Here is a 14759-nt window from a genome sequence, read left to right on the forward strand (position 1 = left end):
TTAACGAAACGAAACCCCGGTCATCGTGAGCAACGATGATCACGAAAACAGGAGAGCAGGGACTGCAGATGGCCGAATTGACCATCAACGCCGACGACGTCCGTAATGCGTTGAACGAGTTCGCGGCGTCCTACGAACCCGGAAACGCTGAGCGCGTAGAGGTTGGCCGTGTAACAACCGCAGGTGACGGCATCGCCCGTGTTGAGGGCCTTCCCTCGGTCATGGCGAACGAGCTGCTTCGCTTTGAAGACGGCACACTGGGCCTGGCCCAGAACCTTGACGTCCGCGAGATCGGTGTCATCGTACTCGGTGACTTCACCGGAATCGAAGAAGGCCAGGAAGTCCACCGCACGGGTCAGGTTCTGTCCGTACCGGTAGGCGACGCCTTCCTCGGCCGCGTGGTTGACCCCTTGGGCCAGCCCATCGACGACCTCGGCGAAATCAAGGCCGAAACCACCCGTGCACTGGAACTCCAGGCGCCCGGCGTGACCCAGCGTAAGTCGGTTCACGAACCGATGCAGACCGGTCTGAAGGCTATCGACGCCATGATCCCGATCGGCCGCGGTCAGCGTCAGCTGATCATCGGTGACCGCCAGACCGGCAAGTCGGCTATCGCCATCGACACCATCATCAACCAGAAGGCCAACTGGGCTTCCGGCGATGTGACCAAGCAGGTGCGTTGCATCTATGTGGCAATCGGTCAGAAGGCATCCACCATCGCGGCTGTCCGTCAGACCCTCGAGGACAACGGCGCACTGGAGTACACCACCATTGTGGCTTCCCCCGCGTCTGACCCGGCAGGCTTCAAGTACTTGGCACCGTACGCCGGTTCGGCCATCGGCCAGCACTGGATGTACGGCGGCAAGCACGTCCTCATCGTGTTCGATGACCTCTCCAAGCAGGCCGAGGCCTACCGTGCAGTTTCACTGCTGCTGCGCCGCCCGCCGGGACGCGAAGCCTACCCGGGCGACGTCTTCTACTTGCACTCCCGCCTGCTGGAGCGTTGTGCCAAGCTCTCCGACGAGCTCGGTGCCGGCTCGATGACCGGCCTGCCGCTCATCGAAACCAAGGCAAACGACGTCTCTGCCTACATCCCGACCAACGTGATCTCCATTACCGATGGCCAGATCTTCCTGCAGTCGGACCTCTTCAACGCCAACCAGCGTCCGGCCGTCGACGTGGGTGTCTCTGTGTCCCGCGTGGGTGGTGCTGCGCAGGTCAAGTCCATGAAGAAGGTCTCCGGTACTTTGAAGCTGGAACTGGCCCAGTACCGCGACATGCAGGCTTTCGCCATGTTCGCATCGGACCTCGATGCCGCATCGCGCCAGCAGCTGACCCGCGGCGCCCGCCTGATGGAACTGCTCAAGCAGGGCCAGTACTCACCGTTCCCGATCGAGAACCAGGTTGTGTCCATCTGGGCAGGTACCAACGGCCACCTCGACGAGGTTCCGGTTGAGGACATCAACCGCTTTGAGACCGAATTCCTGGAGCACCTCAAGCACAAGTCCTCCATCCTGACCACGCTGGCGCAGACCAACGTTATGGACGATGACACCGCTGAAGCACTGAAGACCGCGATTGTGGCCTTCAAAAAGGGCTTCTTCGGTGAAGGTGACAACCGCCTGGTAGGCGCCGGCCACGAGGAGCACGAAGCTATCTCGGAAGCCGATGTAGACCAGGAAAAGATCGTCAAGCAGAAGCGCTAGTTTCGCTGGCAGGGACTGTCGGAACCCCGAGGTTCCGGCAGTCCCGGCCACCGGGATCTTAGGAAAGGAAAAGTATGGGAGCCCAGATTCGGGTCTACCGCCAGAAGATCAGCTCGACCACGTCGATGCGCAAGATCTTCAAGGCGATGGAACTGATCGCTACCTCGCGCATTGGCAAGGCCCGCGCACGCGTAGCGGCTTCACTGCCTTACGCAAACGCGATTACGCGTGCCGTTTCTGCTGTTGCAAGCCAGAGCGAAATCGACCACCCGCTGGTCACCGAGCCGACGCAAATCCGCCGGGCAGCTGTTCTGGTTATCAGTGCAGACCGCGGCCTTGCAGGATCCTACTCGGCGACCGTGCTTAAGCAGGCGGTCGGTCTCACCGAGCTGCTCCACGAGGAGGGCAAAGAAGTCAAGACGTACGTGATGGGCCGCAAGGCTCAGGCGTACTTCGACTTCCGCAACCTTTCTTACGAGCGCGTGTGGACCGGCAACACTGACGCGCCGGAGTTTGGAACTGCACGTGAGGTCGGCGCGGCATTGCTCGAAGCCTTCGCTGCAGACTACGAAGAGGGCGGCGTAGACGAGATCCATGTCGTTTACACCCGCTTCAAGTCCATGGTGACGCAGGAGCCGACGGTTATCCGTCTTCTTCCGCTTGAGGTTGTCGAAGAGCAGGCGGCGTCCGAGTCGGACCTCCTGCCGCTCTACGAATTCGAGCCGGAAGCGGAGCAGGTTCTTGATGCCCTGCTCCCGCGCTACATCGAGTCACGCATTTTCGCCGCCATGTTGCAGGCAGCAGCTTCGGAGCTCGCTGCCCGCCAGCGGGCAATGAAGTCCGCCGGCGACAATGCCACGGACCTCATCAAGAAGTTCACGCGTCTGCGCAACACTGCCCGCCAGGCTGAAATTACGCAGGAGCTTTCCGAGATCGTGGCCGGTGCTGACGCGTTGAACGCGTCCTAGCCTCCACGAGCCCGGATCCAGCTGTACCTGCACCAAAGTAAACTTAACCCCTACGCCATCTACTGAGTGAAGTGAGAGAGATGACTGCCACTGCTACCGAACACGTAGCCGCGACGACCGGTGCTACCGGCCGTATTGCACGTGTTATTGGCCCGGTTGTCGACGTCGAATTCCCGGCTGACGCAATCCCCTCGATTTACAACGCCCTCACCACGGAGATTACCCTCAACGGTGAGACCAAGACGATCACGTTCGAGGTTGCCCTGCACCTCGGCGATAACGTCATTCGCGCCATCTCCCTGCAGGCAACCGACGGCCTGGTCCGCGGTACCGCTGTCGTGGACACCGGAGCCCCCATTTCCGTGCCGGTCGGCGACGTCGTCAAGGGACACATCTTCAACGTCCTCGGCCAGCCGCTTGACGTGGCTGAGTCGGAACTCGAGATCACCGAGCGCTGGCCCATCCACCGCAAGGCTCCGGCCTTCGCGACGCTTGAGGGTTCCACCGAGATGATGGAAACCGGCATCAAGGTCATTGACCTTCTCACCCCGTACATCAAGGGTGGAAAGATCGGCCTCTTCGGTGGCGCCGGCGTGGGCAAGACGGTTCTGATCCAGGAAATGATCACCCGTGTGGCCCGCAACTTCGGTGGTACCTCGGTATTCGCCGGTGTCGGCGAGCGTACCCGTGAAGGTAACGACCTCTGGGTTGAAATGGAAGAGGCTGGCGTCCTGAAGGACACCGCCCTTGTATTCGGCCAGATGGATGAGCCGCCGGGAACGCGTCTGCGTGTTGCACTGTCCGCTCTGACCATGGCGGAATACTTCCGCGATGTGCAGAACCAGGACGTGCTGCTCTTCATCGACAACATCTTCCGCTTCACCCAGGCAGGCTCCGAGGTTTCCACCCTCCTCGGCCGTATGCCTTCGGCCGTGGGCTACCAGCCCAACCTGGCAGACGAGATGGGTCTCCTCCAGGAGCGCATCACGTCCACCAAGGGCCACTCGATCACCTCGATGCAGGCCATCTACGTCCCCGCAGATGACTACACCGACCCGGCCCCGGCCACGACCTTCGCACACCTCGACGCAACCACGGAACTTTCCCGTGAAATTGCTTCCCGTGGTCTGTACCCGGCCGTTGACCCGCTGACGTCGACGTCCCGCATCCTGGACCCGCAGTACATCGGTCAGGACCACTACACCACGGCTGTCCGTGTGAAGCAGATCCTGCAGAAGAACAAGGAACTCCAGGACATCATCGCCATCCTCGGCGTTGACGAACTGTCGGAAGAGGACAAGATCGTCGTGTCGCGTGCACGCCGCATCCAGCAGTTCCTCTCCCAGAACACCTACACCGCCAAGCAGTTCACCGGCGTCGAAGGCTCCACCGTCACCATCAAGGACACGGTTGAAGGCTTCACCGCTATCTGCGACGGCGACTTCGACCACGTAGCCGAGCAGGCGTTCTTCAACGTCGGCGGCCTGGACGATGTCGAGCGCCAGTGGGCCAAGATCCAGGAACAGACCAAGTAGTATGGCTGAGCTTGAGGTTGAGATTGTCGCAGCGGATCACTTCGTGTGGTCTGGAGCGGCCAAGATGGTCAAGGCCCGCACCAGCGATGGTGAAATCGGAATCCTGCCCGGCCACTCGCCCCTGCTGGCGATCCTGGCCGAAGGTGAACTGGCCATCGAGCCGGTTTCCGGGAACCGCATTGCCGTGGCTGTTGACGGCGGATTCTTCTCCGTCGACAACAACCGCGTGGTGATTGTTGCTGACAACGCCCAACTGGGTGACGCGGCTACTGCTGGGATCCGCTAGCACGACCTTGATGGACGCTCCGACTTTTACGTTCATCTCCTTGGCAATCGTTTTCGGATTGCTGATTTTCGCACTGGGCCTTTCGGGGGTGCGCCGCTTCAATCTGCGGCGCGCCCTTGGCACAGTGGACGCCTCCATTTGCGTTGCTGGAAACAGCTGGCAGATGGGGGTTTGTCGTTATCAGGATAACGACCTTGAATGGTTCCGCCTGCTGTCACTGAGTGTGCGTCCCAAACATAAGTTCAAGCGCAGCTCCCTGGAGCTGCTGGGCCGCCGCAAGCCCACCGAGGCCGAGGCCGTGAAGGTCCAGCCCGACGTCGTGATTGTTGAACTGCGGTACGAAGGCCAGGATTTGCGGCTGGCCATGAAATTCGATGCGTACGCGGGGCTGTCCTCCTGGCTGGAAGCCGGGCCGGTCATCGGCGTGGGTACCTGGCGCTAGCCACGTGGACTGGATTGCTGATATCCGGTTGACCGACGGACCGGTGTACTGGGCCGCCTGGGTCCTTGGTGCCGCCGCGGCTCTGTCCCTGATCTGGCCTCCGCGCGCCCTTGGCCGCCGCCGCTGGTTCCTCAGTGTTGCCGCCGCTGTTGCCGCCGCCGCCGCCGTGGTGCTCCTGGTCCATTGGATCCTTATCTATTGGGCCTCTGCCTTCCCCGAAGAACTGCCGTTCGACGTCTTGGCCTGGGTGTTCCCGGCCGTGGCCGCCCTCCTGCTGGTGTTGCTCCGGCTCTCCACGGCGTCGTGGCGCCGCCGTGCGCTCGATGTGCTCGCCCTCCTGGCCGTAGTGTTGCTGGCTGCGGTTCAGATCAACGCGTATTTCGGCCTCAACCGGACAGTTGCGGACCTGACAGGAACGGCGCTGAGCCGCATCCCGGCCCTGGAACAGGAGCTGATGCGCCAGCCGGACAGCCCTGCCACGCCCCTGGACGGATGGAAACCCTCCAATGAGATCCCTGCCGACGGCGTTGTTCGCACCGCATCCATTCCAGGAACGTCCTCGGGTCTCCAGGCACGCGACTCGTACATCTACCTGCCACCGGCCTACTTTGCTTCGAATCGTCCCAGCCTTCCGGTCCTGGTTCTGGTCCCCGGCCAGCCCGGCGGCCCTGCCGACTGGTTGACCGGCGGGTCGCTCCCGGCACGCATGGACACTTTCGCCGCCCGGCATGGGGGAGCGGCGCCTGTTGTTGTGGTGGTTGATCCCAACGGCAACCAGTCAGCGAACAATCTCTGCATGGACAGCGCCATCGCCAAGGCAGACACTTACCTCTCTGTCGATGTGCCGGCATGGATCTCGGGAACGTTGGACGTGGACTCCGACCACCGGCAATGGGCCATCGGCGGTTTCAGTTTTGGTGCCACCTGCGCAGTTCAGATGGCCACCCGCCACCCGGAGCTGTACACGGGTGTTCTCGCCTTTTCCAGCGAGAGCGAGCCTGCGCTGGCCAAGGAACGCCAGAAAACGGTTGATGTGGCCTTCCACGGCGACACCGCTGCCTTTGATGCCCAGATACCGCTGACGCTGTTGAAGGAGCGCAAATATCCTGGCAGCGTGGCGTATTTCGCGGCCGGGGCCACAGATGCGGAGTTCGTCGCAAATCTGCGGACCCTTGAGGCGGCGGCCCGCGGGGCAGGTCTCACCGTGGGCTCGGACGTGGTGGCTCACACCGGCCATTCGTGGGACGTGCTGACTCCCGGCATGGACAACGGGCTTGAGCTGCTGGCTGCTCACTGGGGGTGGGCGAAATGAGGGAAGCTGGCGAATCCCGTGCGCCGGCCCTGCTCTGGTCAGCCGTCCTGCTTCCGGCTGGCCGAAGAATGCGGGGCTACCTGCGGTCGGTGCCACTGACGCTCAGCATCCTCGGCATTTTCCTGTTGGTCGGGGCGGCAACCGGCAGCTTCCTCAGCGGACCGCCGGAAGAGCTTCTATCCCTCGCAGGCGTCAGCGCCCCTGGTCTGAAGGCTGGCAACTGGTGGGCACTGGTGACGTCACTGTTCTTTGCCACGAACCCGCTGGCCTACCTGGTGGCGTCCCTGATGATCCTGCTGCTGCTGGGCCTGGCCGAGAGGAACCTTGGGCCCCTTCAGACTGCGGCGTTTTTCCTCGGCGGCCAGTTTGTTGCTGTCACAGTCTTCCTGCTCCTGACCCAGTTGGCGAGGTATGCGGGAGACGGCTGGCTGGGGCTGATGGCCGACAATAGCCTGATCGGTCCCTACGCCGCTATCCTTGCGGCGTCGCTGGCCGCGAGCGGCAGGATCCCTGTTCTGTGGCGGCGCCGGTTGCGGACGGCGCTGCTCTCGGTGTCGCTCCTGCTGGTCCTGTATGTGGGGCATGCCGAGACCGTCATCGGCCTGGTAGGTGCAGCGGTGGGTCTCGCAGCCAGCTGGTGGAACCAGGGCGACCACGGCCAGCTTCATCCGCCCCGCTCGAGCGGCAGGGAAACCAGGAACCTGCTCGCCCTCACGGTGGCCGTGTTTGCCGTGGGACCCATTCTTACCGCCGTTGCCCGGACGCCCACCGGCCCGCTTGCGCTGCTCCGGGACGTGGTGTTGAACCCCATGCCCACATTGGGTCAGCTCGAAGCAAACTGTGGAGCAACAGTGGTGGCATCCTGCCTGGAGGTGGGGCGGACGGGCTTCGCCGGACCCTTTGGCCTCGCCCTGGCAGTAGTGCCGGTGGTTCTGCTCCTCATCTGTGCTGACGGAATGCGCCGCGGCCGCCGCATGGCACTGCGCATCACATTGGCCCTTCAGCTGGCCGTCACGGCGATGGCCGCCGTCTACCTGGCCCTGTTCGCGCTGATCCCGCACTATCCCGCGCGGCCGCACACAGCCGCCATGGGTTCAGGTTTTGCCCACATCCTGCCTTTGGTGATCGTCCCACTGCTGCTGGCGGTCCTGCTCTGGGCTAACCGCCGCCAGTTCCGCGTCGAGACGATCCCTGCCGCCCGCCGTCGGCTCCTGGCGGTGGTCGGTGGCGTCTGGCTCCTCCTGGCCGCGAGCTACGCCCTGGCCTGGTTTGCCGCTGGGGGAATGACGCGCGACGGCGGCCTGCTGGGCTTGCTGGCCGAACTGTCCAGGCAGTATCTGCCGGTCCCACTGCCGAATCTCTACCACCGGGTGTTTGCTGAACGGAACGGCCTTGAGTCCCTGATCTTTGGATACTCCGGACCGGTCTTCTGGCTGGTTGCCCTGGCCGGCGTCTGGTCCGTGCTCCTGGGCCGGCATCATGGCAGCGATTCGGGCCACGACGACAGGGCCGCCGCGCGGAAGCTGTTGCACGAGGGCGGCGATTCACTGTCGTGGATGGCCCTCTGGGAGCCCAACCGGTACTGGTTCAGCCCGGATGCACGCGGCGCCGTCGCCTACCAGCTGCACGGCAGTGTTGCCCTGACGCTGGCCGGTCCCTTCGGTGCGGCAGACTCCCGTCAGCGGACTGCCGAAGGGTTTCTTTCCTACTGCGGCAACCGCGCGCTCATCCCGGCCTTCTACTCGTGCGATGACACGCTGTGGCCCCTGCTGCGGGACCGGGGCTTCCAGCGCGTGTCGGTAGCGCAGGAGACCAGGCTGTCCGTCCGGCAACTTGAATTCACGGGCAAGGAATGGCAGAACGTCAGGACTGCCCGCAACCGCGCCGCCAAGATGGGCGTCAAAGCCGTCTGGGGCACGTACCACGGGCTTCCGTCCGCCCTGCGTGCCCGGCTCAGCGAAGTGTCGGAGGAATGGGCGGCAGGAAAATCAGTTCCGGAAATGGGATTCACGCTGGGCGGCATGGATGAGCTGATGGACGACGAAGTGCTCTGCTGCCTGGCCGTGGACGGCGACGGCCACGTGCACGGGGTCACGAGCTGGTTGCCCGTTTACGACGGCGGGACGCTGGTCAGCCGCACTCTGGACGTTATGCGCCGGGGCGCTGACGGATTCCCCGGGGTGATGGAGTTCCTCATTGCTTCGGCGGTCCTGGAGTTGCGCGAATCCGTGGAGGTGATCTCGCTCTCCGGGTCCCCGCTCGCCAGCCGGCCCGGCGACGAAACGCCGGGGGAGCCGGTGCCGGCAGAGAACCTCGTCCGCATCCTCGATGTGGTGGGCCACGCCCTCGAACCGGTCTACGGATTCCGGTCCCTGGCGGCTTTCAAATCACGCTTCAAACCCGAGTACCGGACGCTTTACCTGTACTACCAGGATCCGCTGCAGTTGCCGGCGATCGGACGGGCGCTCACCCGGGCCTATTTGCCCGGCCTTTCGCTGCGGCAGGGGGCACGGCTGGTCCGGGGCCTGGTGGGCCAGGGAAGCTGATCCTCACAGCGGCCCGAACGATTTGCGACTGGAAAGTCACGGTGGACGAAGACATTGCGGACAAAGAAAAGATCCCCGGCACGGATGCCGGGGATCTTTTCTTCGCTGGAGGCCACACAGATGGCGGCCGCCGGGCGGGGGACTAGACCAGCGTTACGCCGGTAGCCTGGGGGCCCTTGGCACCCTGACCGATTTCGAACTGAACGCGCTGGTTCTCGTCGAGGGTCTTGAAGCCACCGGTCTGGATTTCCGAGTAGTGAACGAAGACATCGCCATCGGAGTCATCCGGGGTGATGAAGCCGAAGCCCTTTTCAGCGTTGAACCACTTGACGGTTCCCTGTGCCATTTATTTCTCCTCATTATGGAACTTGTCTAAGTCCGGCACACCTCGTGCCGGACTCGGTCACTCCGCGAGAAGAATCCTTCAATGCCGTTCCTGGGAACCTGCGCTGCAGGAGCTTCGCGCTCGCAACATGTCTTGCGAGCATGAAAAACACCTACACAAAGACTGGTCTAAGAATTTCACGCCGATTCCGTCAGGTCAACGGTCTTAACGGCCAATACGGCAAATTTTGCGGTATAAAACGGATGAATCCCCTTGTCAGGGGGTCGAAGGCGTCATCGGTGCGGATATCCGGCGTCAGAAAAGCGGAACTCGGCGTCAGAAAAGCGGATTGCGGGCCCTCAGAAAAGCCGGGAGTCGCTGTCGTCCACACCGCGCATGGCGTCGTAGTCCAGCGTGATGCAGTCGATGCCGCGGTCGTTGGCCAGCACCTTGGCCTGCGGCTTGATCTGCTGGGCAGCGAAGATGCCGCGGACCGGGGCCAGCAGCGGATCGCGGTTCAGGAGTTCAAGGTAGCGGGTGAGCTGCTCCACGCCGTCAATGTCGCCCCGCCGCTTCAGCTCGATGGCCACCGTGGCCCCGCTGGCGTCGCGGGCCAGGATGTCCACCGGGCCGATGGCGGTGAAGTATTCGCGGCGAATGAGCGAAAAACCTGAGCCCAGGGTCTCGATCTGATCGGCAAGCAGGCGCTGGAGGTCGGCTTCGACGCCGTCCTTGATGAGACCGGGGTCCACCCCAAGGTCGTGGGCGCTCTCGTGCAGCTGCTCGTGGATGTTGATGATCAGGCGGTCATCGGTTTTGGCGGACTGGACGGTCCACTGTTCCGTGACGCCAAGCTCCAGGTCAATGTCCTCCGGCGAGGACACCCGCAGGGTGGCGGGCGGGCTCATCCAGTTCAGCGGCTTATAGGAGCCGCCGTCGGAATGAACCAGCACCGAGCCGTCGGCCTTGACCAGCAGGAGCCTGGTGGCAAGGGGGAGATGGGCTTTGAGCCGGCCAACATAATCAACTGAACATCGGGCTATGACAAGTCGCACGCCGTACACACTACCGGGGCTGGGGGAGAATGGAGGCATGCCGCGTTCCAACCGTCCCCGCCGCCCTGCCTCCGGAAAGCCGGGCGTAGCTGGCGGAAAGCCTGCCGGCAAGAAGGGCAACGGCGACGTTCCGGAGTTGGATTTGGAGCGGGCGCGGGCTGGAATCGCCCGCCGGGAAAGCGCGCCCGACGGCGAGTGGACGGTCAGGACCATGACCGCCAGGAACGCGGAAAAGACCTACATTTGCCCCGGCTGTTCCACCGCTGTGGTCCCCGGCATCGCCCACCTGGTGGTCTGGAAGGACGATCACATATTCGGTGCGGCCGCAGGCCTGGCTGAGCGCCGCCACTGGCACACCAACTGCTGGCTGTCCCGGACGTACCGATACCGCTGACTCGGAATAGCCCGGGCGAACGGCTCCGCCCCGCAGAAGCCGCGTTAAGAGCCAGCGCACTGCGCCTGCGGACGCCGGGAGTCGCTAAGCTGGCAGGCATGACTTTTGATCCGGCGTCGTACGAATTCAGCCAGCCAACAGGGCCCGCACCCATCCGCGCGTCAACGGTGCTGCCGGCCCGGCGCGAGAACATCGAGCTCCGCACGGAGGATGGCCACACCCTGGTGGGGGAATTGGCGCTGCCCGAGTCCGGCCAGATCACCGCGACGCTGATCACCCTGCATCCGCTTCCGACGCACGGCGGTTTTATGGACTCGCACGTGTACCGCAAGGCGTCCTACCGGCTTCCGGCCCTGGCCGGCGTGGCTGTGCTTCGTTTCAACACGCGCGGGACCGAGTCGCCGAGGGGAACCAGCGCAGGTTCCTTCGAAGAGGGGATCGGCGAGCGGCAGGACGTTGAGGCGGCGGTACGTTTCGCCGTCGAACGCCAACTGCCCAACCGCTGGCTGGTGGGCTGGTCCTTCGGCACCGAACTGGCGCTGATGTACGGTGCCGTTGAGCCGGTGGCGAGCCAGATTGAAGGTGCCGTCCTGCTGTCGCCTCCGCTGCACCGCGCCACCGACGCCCACCTGCGTCTCTGGGCGGACTCCGCCAAGCCGCTCACCGTCCTCGTGCCGGAGCATGACGACTACCTCCAGCCCGCCGCCGCCGCTGAACGTTTCAGCCTGGTGCCGCAGGCCCGGGTGGTGGGTGTCGACGGCGCCAAGCACCTTTGGGTGGGGGAGAAATACGCTTCCCGCGTGCTCAACGAAATCGTCGATGAGGTGACGGAGGCAGGCTCCGGTCCCGAAGGCCTGCCGCAGGTGTGGAACGGCCCGGTGGCCACTGCGGCTGCCTAGCGGCTGCCGCTACTAGTGCCTGTCCGCTGGTGGCTGTCCGCTGGCGCCTGTCCGCTAGTGCTTGTCCTGGCGGACGATGTAGATCTCCTTGACCAGCAGCAGGATGGCCGCCGCCGTCGGGATGGCGATCAGCGCCCCCAGGACTCCCAGCAGGCTGCCGCCGGCAATCACGGAGATCACGGCGACGGCGCCCGGCACGGCCACGGCTTTCTGCATGATGCGCGGCGAGATGAAGTAGGCCTCGAACTGGAGGTAGGCGAAGTAGCAGATGCCGTAGACGGCGGCAGTCTGCCACCCGACCGTCAAGGCGATCAGCAGGACCACGATGCCGGCGATCATGCCGCCCACCAGGGGGATGAATGCCAGCAGTGCCACCACGAAGGCCAGCAAGAGGGCGAACGGGACACCCACAATGGACATCACGATGAACGCGAACGTGGCATTGAGCAATGCCACGCAGGCCTGCCCGATCACGTAGTTGCCGACGGACCGGGTGATCTCCTCGGAGAGGGCTTCAACCCGGGCCCGGCGAGACCGCGGCGCCAGCCGGTAGCCCCACTTCTTCATGGCCGGGAGGGCTGCCAGGAAGTAGAGGCTCAGGACCAGGACGATCAACGTGCCGAAGAGACCGTTGGCCAGGGTGGAACCGAAGCCAACCACGCCACCGAAGATCCCGCCCATCGCCTCGGGGTTGTTGACGAACTTGTCGAGTTCCTCGTTGATGCGGTCGCGCACACCAAACTGGTCATCCACGTTGCGGAAGAACTCAGAGTCGATGAAGTCCCGTACCCAGGTGGGTGCCTGCACCACAATTTGGGTGACCTGTTCCACGATGGTGGGGATGAGGGTAGCGAAGAACCCTCCCACAGCCACCACCAGGACCAGGACGGCCAGAAGAATGCCGACCGGGCGGGGAATCCGGCGGTTCTCCAGCCAGCCGACCACGGGTTCCAGGCCAAGGGCTATAAACAGGGCAGCCACAATCCACAGCAGCAGCTGCGTGGTGTTGGAGCCGATCCAGTAGACGAGCAGGGCAAGGCCCACTCCAACAGTGCCCATGAAGCCCATGTAAAGGGGATGTTGCATCGACATCCGGGGACCCGGACGGCCAAACTGCGCCGCTCTCCCGCCAGTCTCGCCGTCTTCGGTGGCGGCAGGTCCTTCCGTGTGGTTGTATTCCGGCGGGATCTCAAACCGGAGCCTGGGCTGGGCGCCCGGCAGCGGCTGGCGCAGGCGCCGCACAAGCTGGCCCAGGGCCGCAGCTGCGGAGCCCCGTCGCTTCGCCGTCGCAGGCGTGCCCGGCGAGGATTCCAAAGCGCCAGCGGCCGGTTGATTTTCGTGTCCCGTGGAGGACTCTTCCGTCTTGTCAGTCACTGGATTCTGGGGCCTGTTCCGTGCGTGGCGCCGCATTTGCGGGCCGGTGTGATGATCATCGCAAACACTATCAGCAGCCTTGCCAACAGGAGCGAGGGCGCCCGCCGGGCCGCCTGGGCGCCGCCGATTCCGGACTCCGCTGGCGCCCCAACGGGGGTTCTGGTAACAAAACGGTTACTATTGAAAGTAAACCCCCGCGAATGATAGGTGTTTCCTTTGCGCTTCAAGACTGCAGTTGCACTCGTGCTGCTAGGCCTCCTGACACTTCTGGCCGGTATTGGCCAGAAGACAATCTGGGCTCCCTCCGAGACCTTTACGGCTTCCGCCCCGGCAGATGCCGCGGAGGCGCCACTGACCATCATCGACCAGAACCTGCGCACTGCGCAGGGCGGAACGGTGAAGATCAAGGTCGAAGGCGACGGCAACTTCATGCTCGCGGCCGGCCGGCCTGACGACGTGGACGCCTGGGTGGGCCCGACGGCCCACAACACCATCACTGGGGTTTCCGAGGACAACAAATCCCTGCAGGTTGAGCACGCCAACGGCGACGCCACGGCGCCGAATCCGTCCGGATCCGATCTCTGGGTTTCCACTGAGAACGCGAGCGGTGAGCTGGAGTACTCGTGGACGCCGCCCGCTGACGGCGAATGGTCACTGCTGCTGGCGTCCGATGGCACCAAGCCCGCACCGTCGTCGATCTCCATGACGTTCCCGAATGACACCGCCACCCCGTGGGCCATCCCGCTTATGGTGATTGGCGGCCTGCTGATCCTCGCCGGCATTGCCCTGGTGGTCCTGTCTGCACGCAAGCGGGACGGCGAAGGCAACGGCACGGGAAGCCTGTTCGCCCGGCGCGCCCGGGCCAAGGCCGAGGCAAGGTCCGCCTCACGGCTCGGCATGGTGTCCGGCGGCATGGTCACCGCCGCAGTGACCGCCCTTGTTGTGGCCGGAACGGGTGTTGCTGCGAACGCTGCCACCACGCCCGCGCCGGCTCCCGAATCAGCATCGCCGGAGGCCGCCCAGGCGGCCGCGCCGGTCCTCCTGGACGCCCAGTTCCGCAGGATCCTGGAGCAGGTCTCCAGCACCGCCGACGCCGGTGACGCCGCAAAGGACGCAGCCAAGCTCGCAGAGCGCGTAGCCGGGACGGAGCTTGAGGTCCGTACGCAGAACTACAAGATCCGTTCCCAGGTGGGCACTTATGAAGCCCGGATGCCCGTCCGTTCCACCAAGCTCCTCACCACGGTGGTCACCAGCGACCGCAGCTGGCCGCGTTCAGTCCTCGCCGTTACGCAGGGTGACGGCAACGTCGTCCCGCAGCTGCTCACCCTGGTCCAGCCCTCCCCGCGGGAGAACTACAAGCTGACCGAGACCACCCCGCTGCAGCCGGGAACTACGTTCCCCGCCATCGGCCGGAACGGCACCGACACGCTGGCCGCCAACGACAAATCCGGCCTGCTGTACAGCGGCGAAGAAGCCCTGGCCGGGCTGGCCGACCGCCTGACGAATTCAGAGTCGAGCTTCAAGGACAAGCTGGTGGAGGGCGCATCCTCGCCGTACATCGCCGACACGCTCTCCTACCAGGCCGAGGTAGTCAAGTCCGGCGAAAACGGCAACTTCTCCTTCACCCACAAGGTAGTACCGGAAAGCACTGTGGTGTTCCGGACGGCCGACGGCGGGGCGCTGGTGCTGGGCCGGATCAACTTCGGCTTTGATGGCACGCCCAAAGCCTCCGGTGACAAGCTCACCATCGGCGACGACGCCGCGGCCCTCGCCGGCGGCAAGGAAACCACCACCGGCATGGTCCTGAACTTTGCTGAATCAATGGCGGTCTACGTTCCGCCGGCAGGTTCTACGGATCCCATCAAGCTGGTGGCCGCAACGCGCGGGCTGGTAGGCGCAAGCTTCAAATAGGCCCGC

13 protein-coding genes are annotated in these 14759 nt (G+C 64.1%); 10 read left to right on the plus strand and 3 right to left on the minus strand.

Annotation, left to right across the window (positions count from 1 at the left end; genetic code table 11):
- Nucleotides 1-68: 68 nt before the first annotated feature.
- From atpA to NG698_RS11590, 7 genes are all read left to right on the plus strand, one after another.
- The gene (atpA, locus tag NG698_RS11560; protein ID WP_252600145.1) at nt 69-1706 is read left to right on the plus strand and encodes a F0F1 ATP synthase subunit alpha; all 1638 of its coding nucleotides are present in this window, start codon (nt 69-71) and stop codon (nt 1704-1706) included.
- A 74-nt stretch (nt 1707-1780) separates the two neighbouring features.
- Nucleotides 1781-2674 carry a F0F1 ATP synthase subunit gamma gene (locus NG698_RS11565; RefSeq protein WP_252600086.1) on the plus strand — a complete coding sequence of 298 codons (894 nt, stop codon included), beginning with the start codon at nt 1781-1783 and terminating at the stop codon, nt 2672-2674.
- Between the two features lie 80 nt (nt 2675-2754).
- Nucleotides 2755-4209: a F0F1 ATP synthase subunit beta gene (gene atpD, locus NG698_RS11570; protein WP_252600085.1), complete on the plus strand. Its 1455-nt coding sequence runs from the start codon at nt 2755-2757 to the stop codon at nt 4207-4209.
- 1 nt (nt 4210) lies between these two features.
- On the plus strand, nt 4211-4495 hold the full coding sequence (locus NG698_RS11575; protein WP_056349400.1) for a F0F1 ATP synthase subunit epsilon: 285 nt from the start codon (nt 4211-4213) through the stop codon (nt 4493-4495).
- Nucleotides 4496-4505: 10 nt separating this feature from the next.
- A complete protein-coding gene (locus tag NG698_RS11580) occupies nt 4506-4937 on the plus strand; it encodes a DUF2550 domain-containing protein (protein WP_252600084.1) in 432 nt (143 codons plus the stop codon).
- A gap of 4 nt (nt 4938-4941) precedes the next feature.
- A complete protein-coding gene (locus NG698_RS11585) occupies nt 4942-6249 on the plus strand; it encodes an alpha/beta hydrolase (RefSeq protein WP_252609856.1) in 1308 nt (435 codons plus the stop codon).
- A complete protein-coding gene (locus NG698_RS11590; protein ID WP_252600082.1) occupies nt 6246-8795 on the plus strand; it encodes a bifunctional lysylphosphatidylglycerol flippase/synthetase MprF in 2550 nt (849 codons plus the stop codon). Before NG698_RS11585 ends, NG698_RS11590 begins: the two co-directional genes overlap by 4 nt.
- A gap of 142 nt (nt 8796-8937) precedes the next feature.
- Here NG698_RS11590 and NG698_RS11595 read toward each other — a convergent pair whose 3' ends face one another.
- Both NG698_RS11595 and nucS read right to left on the minus strand, forming a co-directional pair.
- The gene (locus NG698_RS11595) at nt 8938-9141 is read right to left on the minus strand and encodes a cold-shock protein (protein ID WP_011692441.1); all 204 of its coding nucleotides are present in this window, start codon (nt 9139-9141) and stop codon (nt 8938-8940) included.
- Nucleotides 9142-9479: 338 nt separating this feature from the next.
- A complete protein-coding gene (gene nucS, locus NG698_RS11600; RefSeq protein ID WP_104061289.1) occupies nt 9480-10175 on the minus strand; it encodes an endonuclease NucS in 696 nt (231 codons plus the stop codon).
- Between the two features lie 37 nt (nt 10176-10212).
- On the opposite strand from nucS, the gene NG698_RS11605 reads away from it, so the two are divergent.
- Complete coding sequence (locus tag NG698_RS11605; RefSeq protein ID WP_252600081.1) at nt 10213-10569, plus strand: Rv1322 family protein; 357 nt, start codon at nt 10213-10215, stop codon at nt 10567-10569.
- A gap of 98 nt (nt 10570-10667) precedes the next feature.
- Nucleotides 10668-11468: an alpha/beta hydrolase gene (locus tag NG698_RS11610; RefSeq protein WP_252600080.1), complete on the plus strand. Its 801-nt coding sequence runs from the start codon at nt 10668-10670 to the stop codon at nt 11466-11468.
- Nucleotides 11469-11522: 54 nt separating this feature from the next.
- On the opposite strand, the gene NG698_RS11615 is transcribed toward NG698_RS11610, so the two are convergent.
- The gene (locus tag NG698_RS11615) at nt 11523-12842 is read right to left on the minus strand and encodes an AI-2E family transporter (protein WP_252600079.1); all 1320 of its coding nucleotides are present in this window, start codon (nt 12840-12842) and stop codon (nt 11523-11525) included.
- Nucleotides 12843-13058: 216 nt separating this feature from the next.
- On the opposite strand from NG698_RS11615, the gene NG698_RS11620 reads away from it, so the two are divergent.
- Nucleotides 13059-14753, plus strand: a complete 1695-nt coding sequence (locus NG698_RS11620; protein ID WP_252609858.1) for a DUF8094 domain-containing protein — start codon at nt 13059-13061, stop codon at nt 14751-14753.
- Nucleotides 14754-14759 lie beyond the last annotated feature (6 nt).

The organism is Pseudarthrobacter raffinosi (assembly GCF_023913735.1).
Classification (GTDB): Bacteria; Actinomycetota; Actinomycetes; order Actinomycetales; family Micrococcaceae; genus Arthrobacter; species Arthrobacter raffinosi.